The sequence below is a fragment of the Bacillus capparidis genome (assembly GCF_017832095.1).
GTDB lineage: Bacteria > Bacillota > Bacilli > Bacillales > Bacillaceae > Bacillus > Bacillus gobiensis.
In genome coordinates this window covers 197,653-213,271 of sequence record NZ_JAFDST010000004.1, presented here as the reverse complement: position 1 = coordinate 213,271, position 15,619 = coordinate 197,653, and the positions used below count along the sequence as shown (strand labels likewise).

Sequence of the window (15,619 nt, the reverse complement as noted above, 5' to 3'; positions counted from 1 at the left end):
TCATTGGATGCAAACAAAAAAAGTTTATCTTTATGTATTTAATACAATGTCAGACTGGGAATATGGATATTTAATTGCTGAACTAAACTCAGGAAGATATTTCAAAAAAGATTTAGCACCTTTAAAAGTAGTTACAGTAGGAGCTAATAAAGAAATTATTACTACGATGGGAGGACTGAGCATAAAACCAGATATTTCCCTTGATGAATGTACTCTTGAGAGTAAAGATCTTTTAGTTTTACCTGGAGGGAATACTTGGAGAGAAGATATTCATCAACCTATCTTGAAAAAAATTGGCGAAGCTTTAAAGCTTGGCACTATTGTTGCTGCAATTTGTGGTGCAACTGAGGGCCTCGCGAATATTGGATACCTGGATTCTAGAAAGCATACAAGCAATAACCTAGAGTATATTAAAATGGTCTGCCCTAATTATAGAGGAGAAAAATTTTATGAGATGGGACCTGCGGTATCTGGTGAGAATTTGGTTACTGCATCAGGAGTAGCTCCTTTGGAATTTGCGATGGAAGTACTGAAAAAATTAGATGTATTTGCACCAGATACATTACATTCATGGTATAACCTAAATAAGACTCATCAACCTGAATATTTCTTTCAGTTAATGAATTCAATAAATAGATGAGCTAAAAAAAATCAACTTAGCAGTTTTATATTTGTTTAAATAATTACCATGCTTTAGACAATGTCAAAGCATGTTTTTTGTATATAACTTAAAAATTTTTATGGAAGTAAAAAACTTACAAAGCACTCCTGAAGTTGTTATAAATAGAACTGGTAACTTAATCTCTTTTTAATCTTATTGAAAACAGCGGTGGGCTTTTTTTCTTTGGTAATAATGATGGCGCGATTTTCAAGAATCGGGCCGATTGTGAAACAAAGTAAACGGGATGATACATATTAGTCATGTATAATATGTATCACATCTTATTTTTTATGACTTCTTACGATTTAGGTCTTAATAACGGACACTAAGCAAATTTCGATATGAAAAAAGCCGATTTTTCCTACGTTAAGGAAGCATCGACTTTCATTCATTGTTTAAGAGGTCTAAGTGAATCTTAGATGTAAAGAAACCCTGATTTCATTTGCAAAAAAATAGGTGACCCTTATAAGAATGGTTTTTTCTCCTACGGGTCGGCCCTTCTATTGGAATACCTATACAGTGGCAGGCTTATAGCTTCCAGGAATATTATTAACTGAAATCGACAAACGGTTCCATCCATTGATCGTCATGATGAGGAACACGAGATCGACGTATTGTTTTTCATCAAAATGCTCGCGAACTCGCTCATACAGCTCATCAGGCACACCGTTTACCGAGATGTTCGTTACGGCTTCTGTTAATTCTAACGCAGCACGTTCTGATTCACTATAGAAAGGCGACTCTCGCCACGCATTCAAGCAGTAAATTCTTTGCTCCGTTTCCCCGATGGCCCGGGCATCCTTAGTATGCATATCCAAGCAATAGGCGCATCCATTGATTTGCGAAGTGCGGATTTTAATCAGTTCGATTAATTTTTTGTCAAACCCGGTTGTATTCTTGTACTCCTCTAACTGCAGCATTAATTTGATAGCTTCAGGATTTACCTGCATGTGATTTATACGCTGTTTCAAAATGATCTCCTCCATTAATATAAGTTTTTGTCTTTCACTAATTAAGACAAAATAGAGGATTGATTTGTGACAACAAAATATAAAATCTTAAGGCAGCTGAATATGTTTTAGTTTATCAGGGTTTGAAACGATAAAGATTCTCTGAATGTTTTTTTGGGTCGAATCCATCCCAAAGCAAATCACTCTGATGAGACGGTCTTCTTTTACTTGCACGATTCCTCTCTGACTGTTGACGATTACAGGGTAAAGCTCGCCTGAGAAGCTTCCTTTAGAAGAAATTCCATTAATAAATGCCGTAACGCGCTGTTTTGTTACAATTGGGTTCAAGGCAGATCTTACTTTTCCGCCACCGTCTGTAATGAGTACAACGTCTTCTGTCAGAATATTAATAAATCCCTCAAAGTTTCCGGTTTTCGAAGCATGAATGAATGTTTTTGCAAGGTCATTTACCCGTTCAGTATTTTCCGGATGGACCGGCGTATCATTCTCTAATTTTCTCTTAGCGCGGCTGTAAATCTTCCGGCAATTCACCTCGGTTTTGTCTATCATTCTGGCAATCTCATTGTAATCATACTCAAATGATTCTCGCAAAACGAATACAGTTCTTTCTATAGGTGACAGCAATTCTAACAAAACGAGAAAGGCATAAGAAACTGTTTCTTCGGCTTCAGCCCGTTCTGCCGGCTGATTCAATTGGTTTATCTGTGGTTCAGGCAGCCAGGGCCCTGTGTAAATTTCTCTTCTTTTGCGGGCAGATTTTAAAAAGGTTAAACAACGGTTTGCCGTCATTTTTGTCAGGTACGCCTTTATGTCGTTTATTTTCTCAGTGTCAAGCTGTTCGGCACGCAGGAATAAATCTTGCACGATATCCTCCGCATCGGAAACGGATCCAAGCATGCGGTATGCAATGGAAAAAAGCAGCGGTTGATATGTCTTATATAACGTTTCTAATTCCATCATTATCTTCACCTATTTTCATGGGTTTGTGATTCTTGACGAACGTACATCTGAAAAAACGAGAAGGAGATATTTGCTAACTACAGAATAAATGATTGATAAGGAGGAATCTACAAAAATGTGGAATGACAATCTAGTTACACAAAGATTGAAAATTGAGTACCCGATCATACAGGCTGGTATGGCAGGAGGGATTACAACTCCTGATTTAGTCGCTGCCGTTTCAAATTCTGGCGGGCTGGGAACCTTAGGTGCAGGTTATATGAGCTCAGATGAAGTAGCTGTGAACATTCAGAAAATCAAACAACTCACGTCCAACTCATTTGGTGTGAATGTATTTATACCGGAATATCCAGAAGTGAAAAAAGAAGAGATCGAAGAAGCGAACAAGCTGTTAGAACCTTTTCGGAAAGAATTGCAGATTAGAACAAAAAATATTCCAGAACAGTCTGAGTCTCTTTTTGAAAAACAAATGGAAGTGATTCTAGAACAAAGAGTTCCTGTATGCAGCTTTACCTTTGGAATATCTTCAAAAGAGCTCATTCAGGATTTAAAGAAAGAAAATATTACGGTGATTGGCACTGCAACAACTGTTGAGGAAGCGATGATCAATGAGGAAATAGGAGTTGACCTCATCGTTGTCCAAGGAAGTGAAGCGGGCGGGCACAGAGGTACTTTTTCTGTCCCATTTGAGAACGCTATGATAGGGACAATGGCTTTGATTCCGCAAGCAGCAGACCATATTCATACACCGATAATTGCAGCCGGCGGTATTATGGACGGAAGAGGTGTTCTCGCATCACAAGTTTTGGGAGCTCAAGGTGTCCAAATGGGAACAGCTTTCGTTACATGTTTAGAAAGCGGTGCCAAAAAACAACATAAAGAAGCGATATTAAATACATCAGAAGAGAAAGCAGTAATGACCTCAGCTTTTAGCGGCAAGCCTGCCAGAGGTATCGATAATCAATTTATTCAAGCTATGAAAGGACATGAAGATAAACTGCTGGCTTATCCTGCCCAAAACACCTTAACCAATGATATTAGAAAAGAAGCAGCGAAACAGAATAGGCCGGAATGGATGTCAATGTGGTCCGGACAAGCACCTAGATTAAGCAAAAACAAATCAGCCAGAGACATTATGAGCGAAATTGTTAGTCAAGTTGATCACATGATAAAAGAGAAGAGCTTTTGTTAACTTTGACTGAGGGTAGGATATGCACTTACGATAAATTGGGAAATGATAATAATGCCTATCTCAGGAGGAATGATGATGCCAGAGTCAAAATCGAATGAAATCAAAGCGATCTATCAGCAGTTGATAGAAGCGTGGAATGATCGCAATGCTCGTGGAATGGCGGATCTGTTTGCCGAGGATGGTGAAAGTATCGGATTTGACGGGAGTCATTCGATCGGACCGGAAGAGATATTTTCCCACCTTAAGCCGATTTTTAAGGATCACCCGACTGCCCGGTTTGTAAGCAAAGTGAAGGAGCTGCGTTTTTTAGGTACAAATGCAGCCATTTTACGTGCGATAGCAGGGATGGTGCCTCGCGGAGAATCAGACCTCAATCCTGAAGTTAACACACACCAGACTCTAGTTGTCGAAAATATCGATGGAAAATGGCGTATCCAGCTGTTTCAGAATACTCTTGCCCAGTTTCATGGCATGCCCGAATTAGTCGATCAAATGACTGAAGAATTGCGAGAGCAGATTACGTGAGTTACCAATTACATCAAGCTCTCCCATCTGGACTTTTTACACTTCTAGGTGGGAGACTTTTTATTATCATTTTTTTTCTAAGAGGGGAATTACGAGAACTGTTGAAATTAATTAAGGGATGAAAAATATCTATACTGGAGGTATTTACTTTACATGCTGAAAAAATTTCTGAGTTCTGTTGGCATTGGTTCTGCCAGAGTTGAAACTAAATTATTAAAAACTGAATTTGAACCTGGTGAAGAAGTGGAAGGTACAGTGGAAGTTCAAGGAGGGAGTACGGAACAAAACATTGATGACATCTATCTTTCCGTATTTAGTACTTATACCCGGGAGTCAAACGATAAAAAGTATGAAGATACGATTGAATTATTCCGCCATAAGCTGCTTGACCCTTTTGTGATTTCTCCTAATGAAACCAAAAATGTTTCTTTCCGATTTGTATTGCCTTACGATGTTCCGATAACGAAAGGCAAAACGAAGGTCTGGATTCAAACTGGGCTGGACATTAAAAACGCGATCGACCCGAAAGATCGTGACTACATTCAAATTCTGCCTCATCCGTTAGTAAATGCTTTTCTGCAATCTGCTCAAACGTTAGGATTCCGCATACATAAAGTAGATTGCGAGGAAGCGCCGCGTTATTTAAGGCAGAGAACGCCTTTCGTCCAAGAGTTTGAATTTACGCCGGCAAGCGGAAGGTATAGAGGCCGGTTAGATGAACTGGAAGCGATATTCTTCGTTTCTCAATATCAAGTAGAAGTTATCCTTCAGGTTGATCGGAAGGGCGGATTTCTGTTTGAAGCCCTCGAAATGGACGAAAACATTGTTCGTTTCACGTATGGTCCAAATGATGTATCAACGTTAACTGATAAACTATCCGATGTCATCGACAGATACTCCTAAAAGAGAAGCAGGGCCATAAACAGGTTCTGCTTCTCTCTTAGTTTTTGACTAACTGCGGATCCAATTTTAATTTAGGCGGCTGATAGGAAATGATTTCGATTTGATCATCTTCTTTGATTTTGCCTGGACACTCTACGACACATACAATTCCTCTTCTGCCATAAGCAGCCTTTACGAATTTTGCAGCCAGCTTTGGTTCATCTTTATAAGCCTGTTGGATGATTTCTCCTGGCTGAACACAAGGGTGGTTTTCTCCTTCGCACACTAAGCCGGCACCGCTCGGGAATACAATTCTGCTTCCTTCAGGGAGCTGCGTAAAATGACTGAAACCGCTGATGGCGATATTTGCTCCAAGCCATTCAGGAAGGATTTTTTCTACTCCCAATATGTCTGCAATCTCAGCACATTCCTCTACGGAAACAATGGAAATTTGCCGGCGGTTAAAAATCTTTGTTTTTCTGGGATACATCGGTTCTCTTGCACCTGCGAGTTTCGTAAGGCCGAAGTGCAGATCACCGGGAATGCCGCCGTAATCAAGGTCAGCCTGCTTGATGGGCTCAGTTACAAATGTATTTTGTTTTTCCGCTATATATAAGCTTTCAATTGCTGCCTCATAAGATTTCCACATATGTACTTTTCTCCTTGTCCAAATTTTAGTTAGATAAATTATACCAGAAAATTCAATTCGGTTGAAAACTAGGGATTGTGCAATTATTGAGTGGAACTGTGTAATTATCCCCCGTAACAATGCAATTATGACGTGAACTTGTGCAATTATTTCAGCCAATTGTGCAAAAAGCGGAAAGAATTGTGCAAATCCATGCTGTAATCGTGCAATTGCAGCAGAAATATCTTCATTTGGTGATCTAAGCTTTACGTTTAGTCACTCCACATGATGTAGAGGATGTATCACCCGTAATTTCCCTCGACCAGAATCCGCTATCAATTAAATGAATATTCAGATCATTTACAACCTTTATAATTAATTTACAATAATAATTCTTATATTTACGGACGGTTAACATTCAAATTATAAACTAAATGTGTTTGATACATAAGAGGGGAAGGTGATTTCAACTTACTACAGTGTAACGTCAAGGGACTCCATAGCTGTTTGGACAAAATAATGTTACAAGGAATGGGCGGGGAGAAAGAAAATTATGAGAAGAAGAATGCTTTCTATGTTACTTTGTTTATCTCTATTCGGTACTACGTTTGCTTCGAGCGCAAATGCAGTAGGGAATGTGAATCAAAGGCTAGTACCATTGCATGTTGACAAAAGTTCAAAGCCGTTATCGATAACGGAGGTTTATTCGGATGACAAGGCAAGTCCGAAAATTGAAGGTGCCGGCGATCAAGATTTGTTTGAGTATGTTGAAATCTATAACAATACGAATGAAAAGGCAGATTTTAATAAGCTGTACGGCATTAGCTACAGCTACGATTCAAAGCATAAGGATTTGTCAGTAGCCTCTGCCGATAAAAATGATGGAAATGTCATTATTCCTGCCAACAGCCCGGCAGTATTCTGGGTAGAGAGAACGAATGAATCGATTTCCGGAGCTGCCCGAAACTTAACTGAGGCCGATTTTAGAAACTATCATAACATTCCGGACAATGTCCCGGTCTTCAAGGTACGCGGTCAGGACGGGATTGCTGATAGTGATGGGGATTTCATCATTTCCAAAAAAGACAATAAGGAAGACGTGTTAAGTGAAGTTTCCTATACAAAGCAAGATGTAGCTGACGGCAAAAGCTTGCACCTAAGAGTGCCGGCTTCGGGTACAAAGTCACAAAGCTATAAACAAAAAGGAGAACCAACTGCCGGAACAATTGAAAACGAACAATTCGTTCCACAGAAAAACAGTGAGCCGATCATAAAACATAAGCCGGCTGATTCCGTTGAGCAGGGTTCTGACCTCAAGGTGTCAGCAGAAGCCTCAGATACTGACGGTGATCCATTAACTGTTAAACTATTTTATAAATCAAAAGAGAGTAACGACTATAAAGAATACCAGATGAAAAAAGAGTCTGGCACAAAGTATACATATACGATTCCAGCGAAAGAGTTATCGGGGAATAAAGCTTCCTACTATATAACTGCTAGTGATGGAAAAGCCTCGGTACAATCTGATGAATTTGCAACAGCTATTGACGAGAAAAAAGCTTCACTCAAAAAGGCAGGTTCTCAGGATAATAAACCAGCCATGCCCGTTTTGCTGACAGAGGTTTATCCAAATGACAAAGCGCATTCGGATATCGCTGGAGCAGGATCGAACGATCTTTATGAGTATGTTGAAATCTATAATAATACGAGCAGTGATATCAATTTTAACGAGCGTTATAAAGTTAGATACAATTTCGTTTCAAATCTCAAGGATTTGTCCGTCACATCTGTTACAGACTCTCAAGATAAAAACGTAATCATCCCGGCGAACAACCCTGCAGTTTTGTGGGTAGAGCGCACGAGCGGAAGCATTACCGGAGATGCAAAAAATGTTACTGAAGCAGATTTTAGAGCATATCATAACATTCCGGAATCTGTTCCCGTATTTAAGCTTCGCGGCCAAGACGGGCTTGCGAATGCCGACAGGGGATTCCAGATTACAAATAAAGAAAACAATAATGAAATCATCAGCGAAGTTTTTTATACAAACGATGATGTAGCTGACGGGAAAAGTCAGCATCTAAGAGTTCCGAAATCGGGTTCGCTATTAGTGAATTATCTTCAAAAGGGTAACACATCAGCCGGAGATGTAGCGCCGGATCAGCTAATCCCTTCTGAGAATAAAGAACCGCTGATCCAGCATCAGCCATTGGAGTCAGTGAAAGCAGAGTCGGATTTCAAGGTGACCGCTGAAGCCACAGATGCTGATAGCGATCCGTTGACATTAAAGCTGTATTATAAAACATCTGAGTCTGCGGAATACACAAAAAAAGAGATGACTAAAGAATCAGGCAGCAATTTTTCTTATACGATTCCAAAAGACGAGCTGTCAGGCAGTAAAGTATCCTATTATCTTGAAGCAAGTGACGGGGAAACTGTGTCACGTTCAACAGACTATGTTGTCCCTGTTCATGGAGCAAATCCTAAGACGCCTCCTGTTCTGATCACGGAAATTGCACCGCATCCTGCAGGAGATTTTCGATTAGGTACGGGTAATCAATATGAGTTTATCGAGTTTTACAATAATTCCGATAAACCTCTTAATCTTAAAGGCTATTCCCTCTTCTATTTATACCCTGGGAACACAGATCCTAAACAGTGGACAATCCCTGTGGATACGAATATCGAACCGTACAGTACGGGTGTCATTTGGTTTGCAAAGGAAGCGATCAGCGCAGGGTTTACGAACGTAGCTGATTTTAATACACATTACAATTCAACACTAAAAGACAATGACGTTATTTTTTATGACAACAGCAAGCCTGCCGATTTCAATTTGCCAAATGCAACGAATCGCGGGTATGCGATTTCAAGCTCTGACAGCGTGAATGACATTGTCGTTGAGGCTTGGTATGATTCTGCGAATGCTTCAAGCCCTGACAGATTGGTAAACGATGTGAGAAATGGCGTTATCCGATATTCGTATCCTGACTCAGGGAAAAAAATGGAGAGACTTGATACAAGAAATTACGCCAATCCCGGCAATCTAGATAAAGGCCAGGTGCCGTTAATAGATGGGAATGATATGATTGCTCCATCGATTAAGCATGATCAACTTATTTATAATGTCGAAAAAAATAATGCAACAAAAATAACGATCGAAAGTGATGAAGAACTTTCCAAATCTGAACTGAAATATGGATTAACTACGGACAAAGGCACCGACTTTACAGGGAGCATGGATCTTACCTTGAAAGAAAAATCGGACGGCCGTTATGTGTACGAGGGTTCCCTGACCATATCAGAGCCGGGAACTTATCGCTATATGATTGTCGCAGAAGATAAGAGCGGGAACGTAACGAAGTTTCCTTATAATTCATTAGGAAATGTCCTGACTGTTAATGAAAAAGGAAGAGAAGTAGCGCTTCCGGAAAAAGGATTGTCCTTGAACGAAGGAGCAATGCTTAAGGAAAATGTCGGTTTTTATGCGTACGGGGAACATGCGAACGATGAAATTACGGTCACTCTCAATGGGGATCCGCTTAATCTGAGACCTGCTTTGCCTGGACCTGTTCAGTTCGGATTCCAATCAAGAAGCATTGATCAAATTTATCAAGCATCTGCGAGTGCAAAAAATCCTGCAGGTGAAAGTAAATTTATTGAAAGATTGCTTCCGAAATATTTGCAAGAGGCGTGGTATCTCTATGATGTGTCGCCGGATTATTTCGTATCCAATCAGTCTGTATCCATCCATACGGGCAACGAGAATATGCCTTACGACTTAGACACACATGATAAATATTTTGGAAAAACGAATTACGATGATTTTGATGTGAAAAACGTTCATATTATTTTGCCGGACGGTACGCTTGTTAAACCGGAAACAGTCCGCAATTACCTGGGAAGTAAATCGGAAACAGAAGTTTCATATAGTGAAAATGTCTATTTCCCTCTCGGAGATGGCGGCGGCGGGAGCAGCGGTAATTTAAATAAACCGCTGATCAGCGAATTTAAATTTCCTATTCCTTCTGACAAGTACACGGCGAGATATTCTGAAATTGATACGTCAAAATTAGCTGATGGAACCTATTCTCTTGAAATGAAGATAGGCAATGATTCAATTCAAAAGGTAGAAACAAAGATAGATAATACGAAGCCTGTAATAAAAGGTATTAAATACGGTACAGAAGATTACTTGGAAGATTCGAAGAGTCCTAAAGGGCCAATTACTTTTTCAGTAGAAGCTGATGATAATCTCACAGGTATTTCTAAAGTGGAAGCAAAGTTAGATGATAAAAAGATTTCACTGCCTTACGAGACTTCTTCTGCTATTCTCTCGCCGGGCGAGCATGTCATCTCTGTAACGGCCTATGATGGGGCCGGAAATCAGGCAACGAAATCCGTAACGTTCAATATCAATGAGGAGAAGCCGCTTGAGCCCGGTCAAGTTTCACCAGAAGACTTTGCTGATTCTGTATCGAGAAACGCGACACTTCGAGCAAAGGTAACAGATCCGAGCGGCGATCGCATGGATGTAGGATTTTACAAGGGCAGCAAATATGATTTTGCCAGAAAAGGCCATATCAAAGGTTTTACGAACATTGCGGACAGGGAACCTCCGCTGACAGTGGCACCTTCAGGGGAAACCGCGATTGAAAAAAACGACCAAGCAAAAATTGCCTATGAAGATGGGAAATACCTTGTTAATGACAGTCCTTCTGGATTCCCATATCACAGATTTGAAATTTCTGTTGATGAGCAATTAAATAATGGCAGTACAGTAGAGCTTTACTGGAAAGGAAAAACTTTACCTAATCGAAAAGTTACGCTTTATGCTTGGGATTATCAAGAAGAAAAATGGCAGGCGTTAAAAGCGGAAACCGGCAACGCAGAAGAAAAAGATATTGTCCTTTCGTCAGAGGTCGAGATCGGTAAGTATGTGAAAAACGGAAAAATCCAAGCAATGGTTCAGGATGAAATTAAAAATCCAAATGATCCGTTTACGATGCTTTGGTTTACAGATACCCAGTTTTACGCTGAATCCTATCCGCATATTTTTGACACACTCGGTGACTGGATCGTTGATGAATATAAGAAAGGGTCTTTTGAATACGCCATTAACACAGGTGATCTGGTCAATAAAGCGAATGATGATGCCCAGTGGAAAGTAGCAGACAGCAACTTGAAAAAATTAGATGATGCAGGCGTCCCGTACGGGGTTCTGGGCGGAAACCATGATGTAATCATCGACGGTGTGGATTACTCCTATTACAAAAAGTACGTAGGTGCTGATCGATATAAGAATAAGCCGTGGTTTGGCGGAGACATGGACAACAACCGCAACCATTACGATCTTGTATCGTTTGGCGGCCATGATTTCATTATCCTTTATATAGGATTTGGCACCGAGGATACACCAGAAACGATTGCGTGGGCGAATGAAGTGTTGAAAAAACATTCGGACCGCAATGCGATTTTAGCCATGCATGCCTATCTAGAAGGAAATGCAACTCTGTCTAAAATGGCCCAAAATGTATTCGATCAAGTCGTTAAGCAAAATGATAATGTGTTAATGACGGTCAGCGGACATTACCATGGCGCCAACCGCAGAGTTTCAACCGTTACGAACTCTGACGGAAGCAAGAGACAAGTGCTGGAAATGCTTTCTGACTATCAAGGAGGTCCTGAAGGCGGTCAAGGATATGTACGGTTTTTAACCTTTGATCCTGAAGCAGGAAAGCTGGATGTAGTAACCTATTCTCCATATAAGAACGACTATAATTTCTTTGATGATGGAGATGTGGACACCTTTACCGAAGACATTCAGCTGAAGGATTACAACAAACGAGTGGCGACCGATTACTTTGCTGCGAACGTGTACTCTAATGAAAAAATTGGCGAGCATAAGAACGTAGAATCCGGAGGAATTGCGTCAGCTAAATGGAGAAATCTAAAAGCGAACGAAACATATTTCTGGTACATGAACATTACAGACCAATATGGCGCTACCAGACGTTCCGACATCTACAGATTCTCAACAGGGCCTGCCGAATCTCCAAATCCACCAGGTGATGATGGCGGAGATGATAAAGATCCGATCGATAAGGATCCAAATGATAAAAACCCGATTGATAAAGATCCAGTCGATAAGGATCCGAATGAAAAAGACCCAGTCGATAAGGACCCAAGTGATAAAGATCCGATTGATAAAAATCCGGATGACAAGGATCCAATCAACACGGACCCAGTTGACTACAATCCAGATGATCATGATCAGCAAAACGATGATAATGGCCAAGACGAATCTTTTGATCCAATCGATGAAAACCTGCCGAACACAGCAACAAATGTGTATAATTGGTTAGCCGCAGGAGGTATATTGCTGATTGCAGGAACATTACTGCTGGTAATAAGACGAAGAAAAATGTTCAACTGATTAACGTTACACCTTATATAGAAACAAAAAGAAGTCAGTATTGGTTGATGCTGGCTTCTTTTTCGATTGATACAATAAATAAATTGACAAATAGAGGAGAGGATTTTTATAATATAAATAAAAACAGACTGACGGTTTGTTTATGAAATGGGGATTATTTATGAGTGAGGAAACAAGAAAGTCTGCCGGATGGCTTATCATTATCCTGCCAACAGTGATTATTGGCGGTGTCAGTATTTTATCGCTATTAATAGGTTCACCCGCCTATCAGGAAAATCCGCTTCGCCAAGATTTATGGAGAGCCGGCCATGCCCCTGCCGGTATATTGCTTATTTTGTCTTTAGTGGCCTTTCTCTACATTGATCGTACAAATTGGAGCAAGCAAATGAAGCGGTTGATTCGCTCGGCGATTCCCGCATCGGCCATACTCTTGCCAATGGCATTTTTCTTTTCTGTTCTTACCCCTGATGCAACCGAGCCAAATGGTTTTATCTATTTGGCGTACGTAGGAGCTTTCAGTTTAGCAGCAGGACTTATACTGCTTGGGATAGGATTGATACGGAAGCCGGCGGAAGTAGAGGTAAACAGCAATCAGAATCAGTTTAAAATGGAGGATTCAAATTGAAGCAGGCAGAAAGGCGGCAACAAACCATACAATTATTACTTGAGACCACAAATCAATTGGTTCGCGAGAAAGGGTGCAATTCGGTTACGATGAAAGACATTGTGGACAGATCCGGTCTTTCCAAGGGGGCTATTTTTCATTACGTAAAAAGCAAAAACGAGATCTTTGCATGGGTCCTGCAGGAAGGACTGGATGACATTGACCAAAGGTTTACCGATCGAGTGAATAGCGGCAAAAAAGAATTTCAGGGTCCTTTAAATGAAATCACCAAACGATTCGATGAACTTCAAGATCCTGAAAGCGTGACGAACCAAATCCTTGTATATTTGCTCGCAAAAAACGGCCAGAAGGAAATTGACGAGGTGCTCGATCGGTTTTACCACCAATCTGTTCGGCTTTCCCGCCAATGGATTGCAACGGGGCAAAAACATGGCGTAATCCCAGCTTCGGTGGATTCGAACAAAATGGGGGAGCTGTTCGTCCTCATTTCATTCGGGCTTCGGATGCGATCTTTCCTGACAGATAAAGATTCATCCTTTCACATCGATGATTTTGCTTCATTTCTTAAAGTAACGTTAAATGGAGAGAGGGGATAACAGATGGCACCATTTATCACACTTATTTTTGCTTTTATTTTATTATATACTGGTGGCTTACTTGGCTGGACATACATGGCTCAATGGCAGCATGCTCTTCAAGGAGCTGTAGCAGCAATGTTTTTGCTGACAGCTTCGGCTCATTGGGGGAAAAGAAGGCCGGATCTTATTCGAATGGTACCCATGATTTTCCCGCGTCCAGATTGGATTGTGACGGCAACTGGCTTGCTCGAAATCATCGGTGCTGTCTTACTTGTGATTCCATTCACTTCTACGGCAGCATCAATTAGCCTTGCAATCATGCTATTGGCCATGTTTCCGGCGAATATCCGTGCATCACGTGAAAAATTGCAGCTTGCTGGAAAAGAAGCGATGCTGATTAAAGCACGGACTCTTATTCAAATTGTTTTCTTGCTTGCTGTGATTTTAGCAGGGCTTTAGTGTTGGTTCGCTTTGTATCATTCCTATATAAAATTGAATACAAAGAGCTTTCAGGTATAAATATGCCTAAGAAAATGTAATGAACTTTCTTAACTTTTCCCGCGTGCTCATTACATATGGTATTTGCCGATTCGTTCTTTCAACTTCATTCAGTCCTTCGTGGATTAACCTCAAGACTGCCCTAATAATTGGTGTCTTCATCCTCACCTTAATCAATAATATCCTCATTTTGAGCAAATAATATTAATCAAAAATCGTCTACTTCAATTACAGTTAAATTTTTATTTTTTTTTATCAAATCGTCTAGACATAATCTTTTTTTTGTCTTATTATTTCATCTTGTGCTTAAAAAAGATTATGAAAAGGGGTGTGGGTCAATGACTCGTTTAAATTTCTCAAGAACAACTGTTTTAGCTTTCTTTATGATTAGTACATTTGCCATTGGAATGGTGGAGTATGTTGTTACAGGATTACTCACTCAATTCGCGGAAGATTTGAATGTGGAAGTATCAACGACAGGATTACTATTGAGTGTCTATGCGATTAGTGTAGCAGTCTTTGGTCCACTCCTTCGAATGATTACGATAAAATTTCCGCCAAAGCCTTTGCTTATTGGTCTAATGGCAGTATTTATTCTGAGTAATATCATTGCTGCAACTGCGGCAAACTTTGAGATCTTATTGGTTTCTCGCTTGTTATCAGCAGCTATGCATGCGCCGTTTTTTGGCTTAACTATGTCTATAGCTTATAATATATCCGCTCCGGAGAAACGTACTAGTGCAATTGCGGCGGTTCAAGGAGGGCTTACGATTGCTGTGATGCTTGGTGTGCCATTTGGCTCTTTGTTAGGCGGAATGTTTGAATGGCGCTACGTATTCTGGTTCATTGTATTCCTGGGTGTGATTGCATTGATCGGATTGATCCTCGTCACACCGAATGAACGTCCGGCAGAAGCGCCTAATTTGAAAAAAGAACTTAGCGTCTTTAAAAATAAAAATGTCCTAATGGTCCTCGCGATCATCGTCTTTGGATTTTCCGGTGTCTTCACGGCATATACTTTTAATGAGCCAATGCTGCGAGAGTACGCAGGTTTTGGAGTTCCTGGTGTCACAGTTGGAATGTTTTGTTTTGGACTTGGTGCGGTGATTGGGAACTTCGCATCTGGCAGAATCCGGCCGAGTCTATTAACAGAGAGACTGATGGCAGCATTAGTGATGTTAGCGATTGTCTTAGTATTGTTTACCTTCTTTCTGCAATTTACAATTTTGGCGTTTGTTATTTGCTTTTTCTTCGGAATGGGGACGTTTGGTACAACGCCGCTTCTTAACTCTAAAATTATTATTGCTGGTCGCGAGGCGCCGTCTTTATCCGGCACCATTGCCGCATCAATTTTTAATTTAGCAAACTGTATTGGAGCAACATTAGGGAGCATGTTATTGAATTTCGGCTTTAACTACACCATGATCACAATCGTTGCTGCAGGGATAATCGTGTTCGGCCTGGCACTTACGGTGCTTACGCATAAGGTAGAGGATAAGGAATTGTATGCTTCTTAAGCAGTTAAATAAGCTGAGCTCAATTTATTGCAGCTCAGCTTTACATAGATAAGCGCAGAATGGAGATAATATCCATTCTTTTTTTACACATTTTTTAGATATTAGCAATTTGGAACCTATAGACGCTCTTATGAATATACTTTTTT

Annotated in this window: 12 protein-coding genes; 9 read left to right on the top strand and 3 right to left on the bottom strand. The window is 40.4% G+C overall.

Translation table 11 applies throughout. The features are described from left to right. The first annotated feature begins 7 nt into the window (after window positions 1-7). On the top strand, window positions 8-640 hold the full coding sequence (locus JOC74_RS16695) for a type 1 glutamine amidotransferase family protein (protein ID WP_053605843.1): 633 nt from the start codon (window positions 8-10) through the stop codon (window positions 638-640). A gap of 533 nt (window positions 641-1,173) precedes the next feature. On the opposite strand, the gene JOC74_RS16690 is transcribed toward JOC74_RS16695, so the two are convergent. Together JOC74_RS16690 and JOC74_RS16685 are read right to left on the bottom strand one after the other, a co-directional pair. Next, the gene (locus tag JOC74_RS16690) at window positions 1,174-1,632 is read right to left on the bottom strand and encodes a carboxymuconolactone decarboxylase family protein (RefSeq protein ID WP_053605844.1); all 459 of its coding nucleotides are present in this window, start codon (window positions 1,630-1,632) and stop codon (window positions 1,174-1,176) included. 87 nt (window positions 1,633-1,719) lie between these two features. Further along, window positions 1,720-2,589 (bottom strand): RNA polymerase sigma-70 factor, encoded by an 870-nt coding sequence (locus JOC74_RS16685; RefSeq protein ID WP_053605845.1) that lies wholly within the window; start codon window positions 2,587-2,589, stop codon window positions 1,720-1,722. A 118-nt stretch (window positions 2,590-2,707) separates the two neighbouring features. Between JOC74_RS16685 and JOC74_RS16680 the strand changes: the two genes are divergently transcribed. The 3 genes from JOC74_RS16680 to JOC74_RS16670 all read left to right on the top strand — a co-directional run bounded on the left by JOC74_RS16680 (window position 2,708) and on the right by JOC74_RS16670 (window position 5,212). Next, window positions 2,708-3,784 carry an NAD(P)H-dependent flavin oxidoreductase gene (locus tag JOC74_RS16680; RefSeq protein ID WP_053605846.1) on the top strand — a complete coding sequence of 359 codons (1,077 nt, stop codon included), beginning with the start codon at window positions 2,708-2,710 and terminating at the stop codon, window positions 3,782-3,784. Window positions 3,785-3,859: 75 nt separating this feature from the next. Further along, window positions 3,860-4,309 (top strand): SgcJ/EcaC family oxidoreductase, encoded by a 450-nt coding sequence (locus tag JOC74_RS16675; protein WP_053605847.1) that lies wholly within the window; start codon window positions 3,860-3,862, stop codon window positions 4,307-4,309. A gap of 153 nt (window positions 4,310-4,462) precedes the next feature. Beyond that, complete coding sequence (locus JOC74_RS16670) at window positions 4,463-5,212, top strand: sporulation protein (protein WP_053605848.1); 750 nt, start codon at window positions 4,463-4,465, stop codon at window positions 5,210-5,212. A gap of 37 nt (window positions 5,213-5,249) precedes the next feature. On the opposite strand, the gene JOC74_RS16665 is transcribed toward JOC74_RS16670, so the two are convergent. Beyond that, window positions 5,250-5,840, bottom strand: coding sequence for an MOSC domain-containing protein (locus JOC74_RS16665; protein WP_053605849.1), 591 nt, complete (start codon window positions 5,838-5,840; stop codon window positions 5,250-5,252). Between the two features lie 532 nt (window positions 5,841-6,372). Here JOC74_RS16665 and JOC74_RS16660 point away from each other — a divergent pair. The 5 genes from JOC74_RS16660 (at window position 6,373) to JOC74_RS16640 (ending at window position 15,473) form a co-directional block, all read left to right on the top strand. Next, on the top strand, window positions 6,373-12,255 hold the full coding sequence (locus tag JOC74_RS16660) for a lamin tail domain-containing metallophosphoesterase family protein (RefSeq protein ID WP_211086230.1): 5,883 nt from the start codon (window positions 6,373-6,375) through the stop codon (window positions 12,253-12,255). A 160-nt stretch (window positions 12,256-12,415) separates the two neighbouring features. After that, entirely contained in the window at window positions 12,416-12,880 is a 465-nt protein-coding gene (locus tag JOC74_RS16655) for a hypothetical protein (protein WP_053605851.1), read from the top strand. Continuing rightward, the gene (locus tag JOC74_RS16650) at window positions 12,877-13,476 is read left to right on the top strand and encodes a TetR/AcrR family transcriptional regulator (RefSeq protein WP_053605852.1); all 600 of its coding nucleotides are present in this window, start codon (window positions 12,877-12,879) and stop codon (window positions 13,474-13,476) included. The genes JOC74_RS16655 and JOC74_RS16650 overlap by 4 nt, the downstream gene beginning before the upstream one ends. 3 nt (window positions 13,477-13,479) lie before the next feature. Further along, entirely contained in the window at window positions 13,480-13,917 is a 438-nt protein-coding gene (locus tag JOC74_RS16645; RefSeq protein ID WP_053605853.1) for a DoxX family protein, read from the top strand. A 377-nt stretch (window positions 13,918-14,294) separates the two neighbouring features. Then, on the top strand, window positions 14,295-15,473 hold the full coding sequence (locus JOC74_RS16640) for an MFS transporter (protein WP_053605854.1): 1,179 nt from the start codon (window positions 14,295-14,297) through the stop codon (window positions 15,471-15,473). Window positions 15,474-15,619: the final 146 nt, after the last annotated feature.

Excerpts from the sequence above, each read along its gene's own strand:
- JOC74_RS16695 (WP_053605843.1), top strand. The coding sequence starts at position 8 with ATGCAAACAAAAAAAGTTTATCTTTATGTATTTAATACAATGTCAGAC.
- JOC74_RS16685 (WP_053605845.1), bottom strand. The coding sequence starts at position 2,589 with ATGGAATTAGAAACGTTATATAAGACATATCAACCGCTGCTTTTTTCC.
- JOC74_RS16680 (WP_053605846.1), top strand. The coding sequence starts at position 2,708 with ATGTGGAATGACAATCTAGTTACACAAAGATTGAAAATTGAGTACCCG.
- JOC74_RS16675 (WP_053605847.1), top strand. The coding sequence starts at position 3,860 with ATGCCAGAGTCAAAATCGAATGAAATCAAAGCGATCTATCAGCAGTTG.
- JOC74_RS16670 (WP_053605848.1), top strand. The coding sequence starts at position 4,463 with ATGCTGAAAAAATTTCTGAGTTCTGTTGGCATTGGTTCTGCCAGAGTT.
- JOC74_RS16665 (WP_053605849.1), bottom strand. The coding sequence starts at position 5,840 with ATGTGGAAATCTTATGAGGCAGCAATTGAAAGCTTATATATAGCGGAA.
- JOC74_RS16660 (WP_211086230.1), top strand. The coding sequence starts at position 6,373 with ATGAGAAGAAGAATGCTTTCTATGTTACTTTGTTTATCTCTATTCGGT.
- JOC74_RS16655 (WP_053605851.1), top strand. The coding sequence starts at position 12,416 with ATGAGTGAGGAAACAAGAAAGTCTGCCGGATGGCTTATCATTATCCTG.
- JOC74_RS16645 (WP_053605853.1), top strand. The coding sequence starts at position 13,480 with ATGGCACCATTTATCACACTTATTTTTGCTTTTATTTTATTATATACT.
- JOC74_RS16640 (WP_053605854.1), top strand. The coding sequence starts at position 14,295 with ATGACTCGTTTAAATTTCTCAAGAACAACTGTTTTAGCTTTCTTTATG.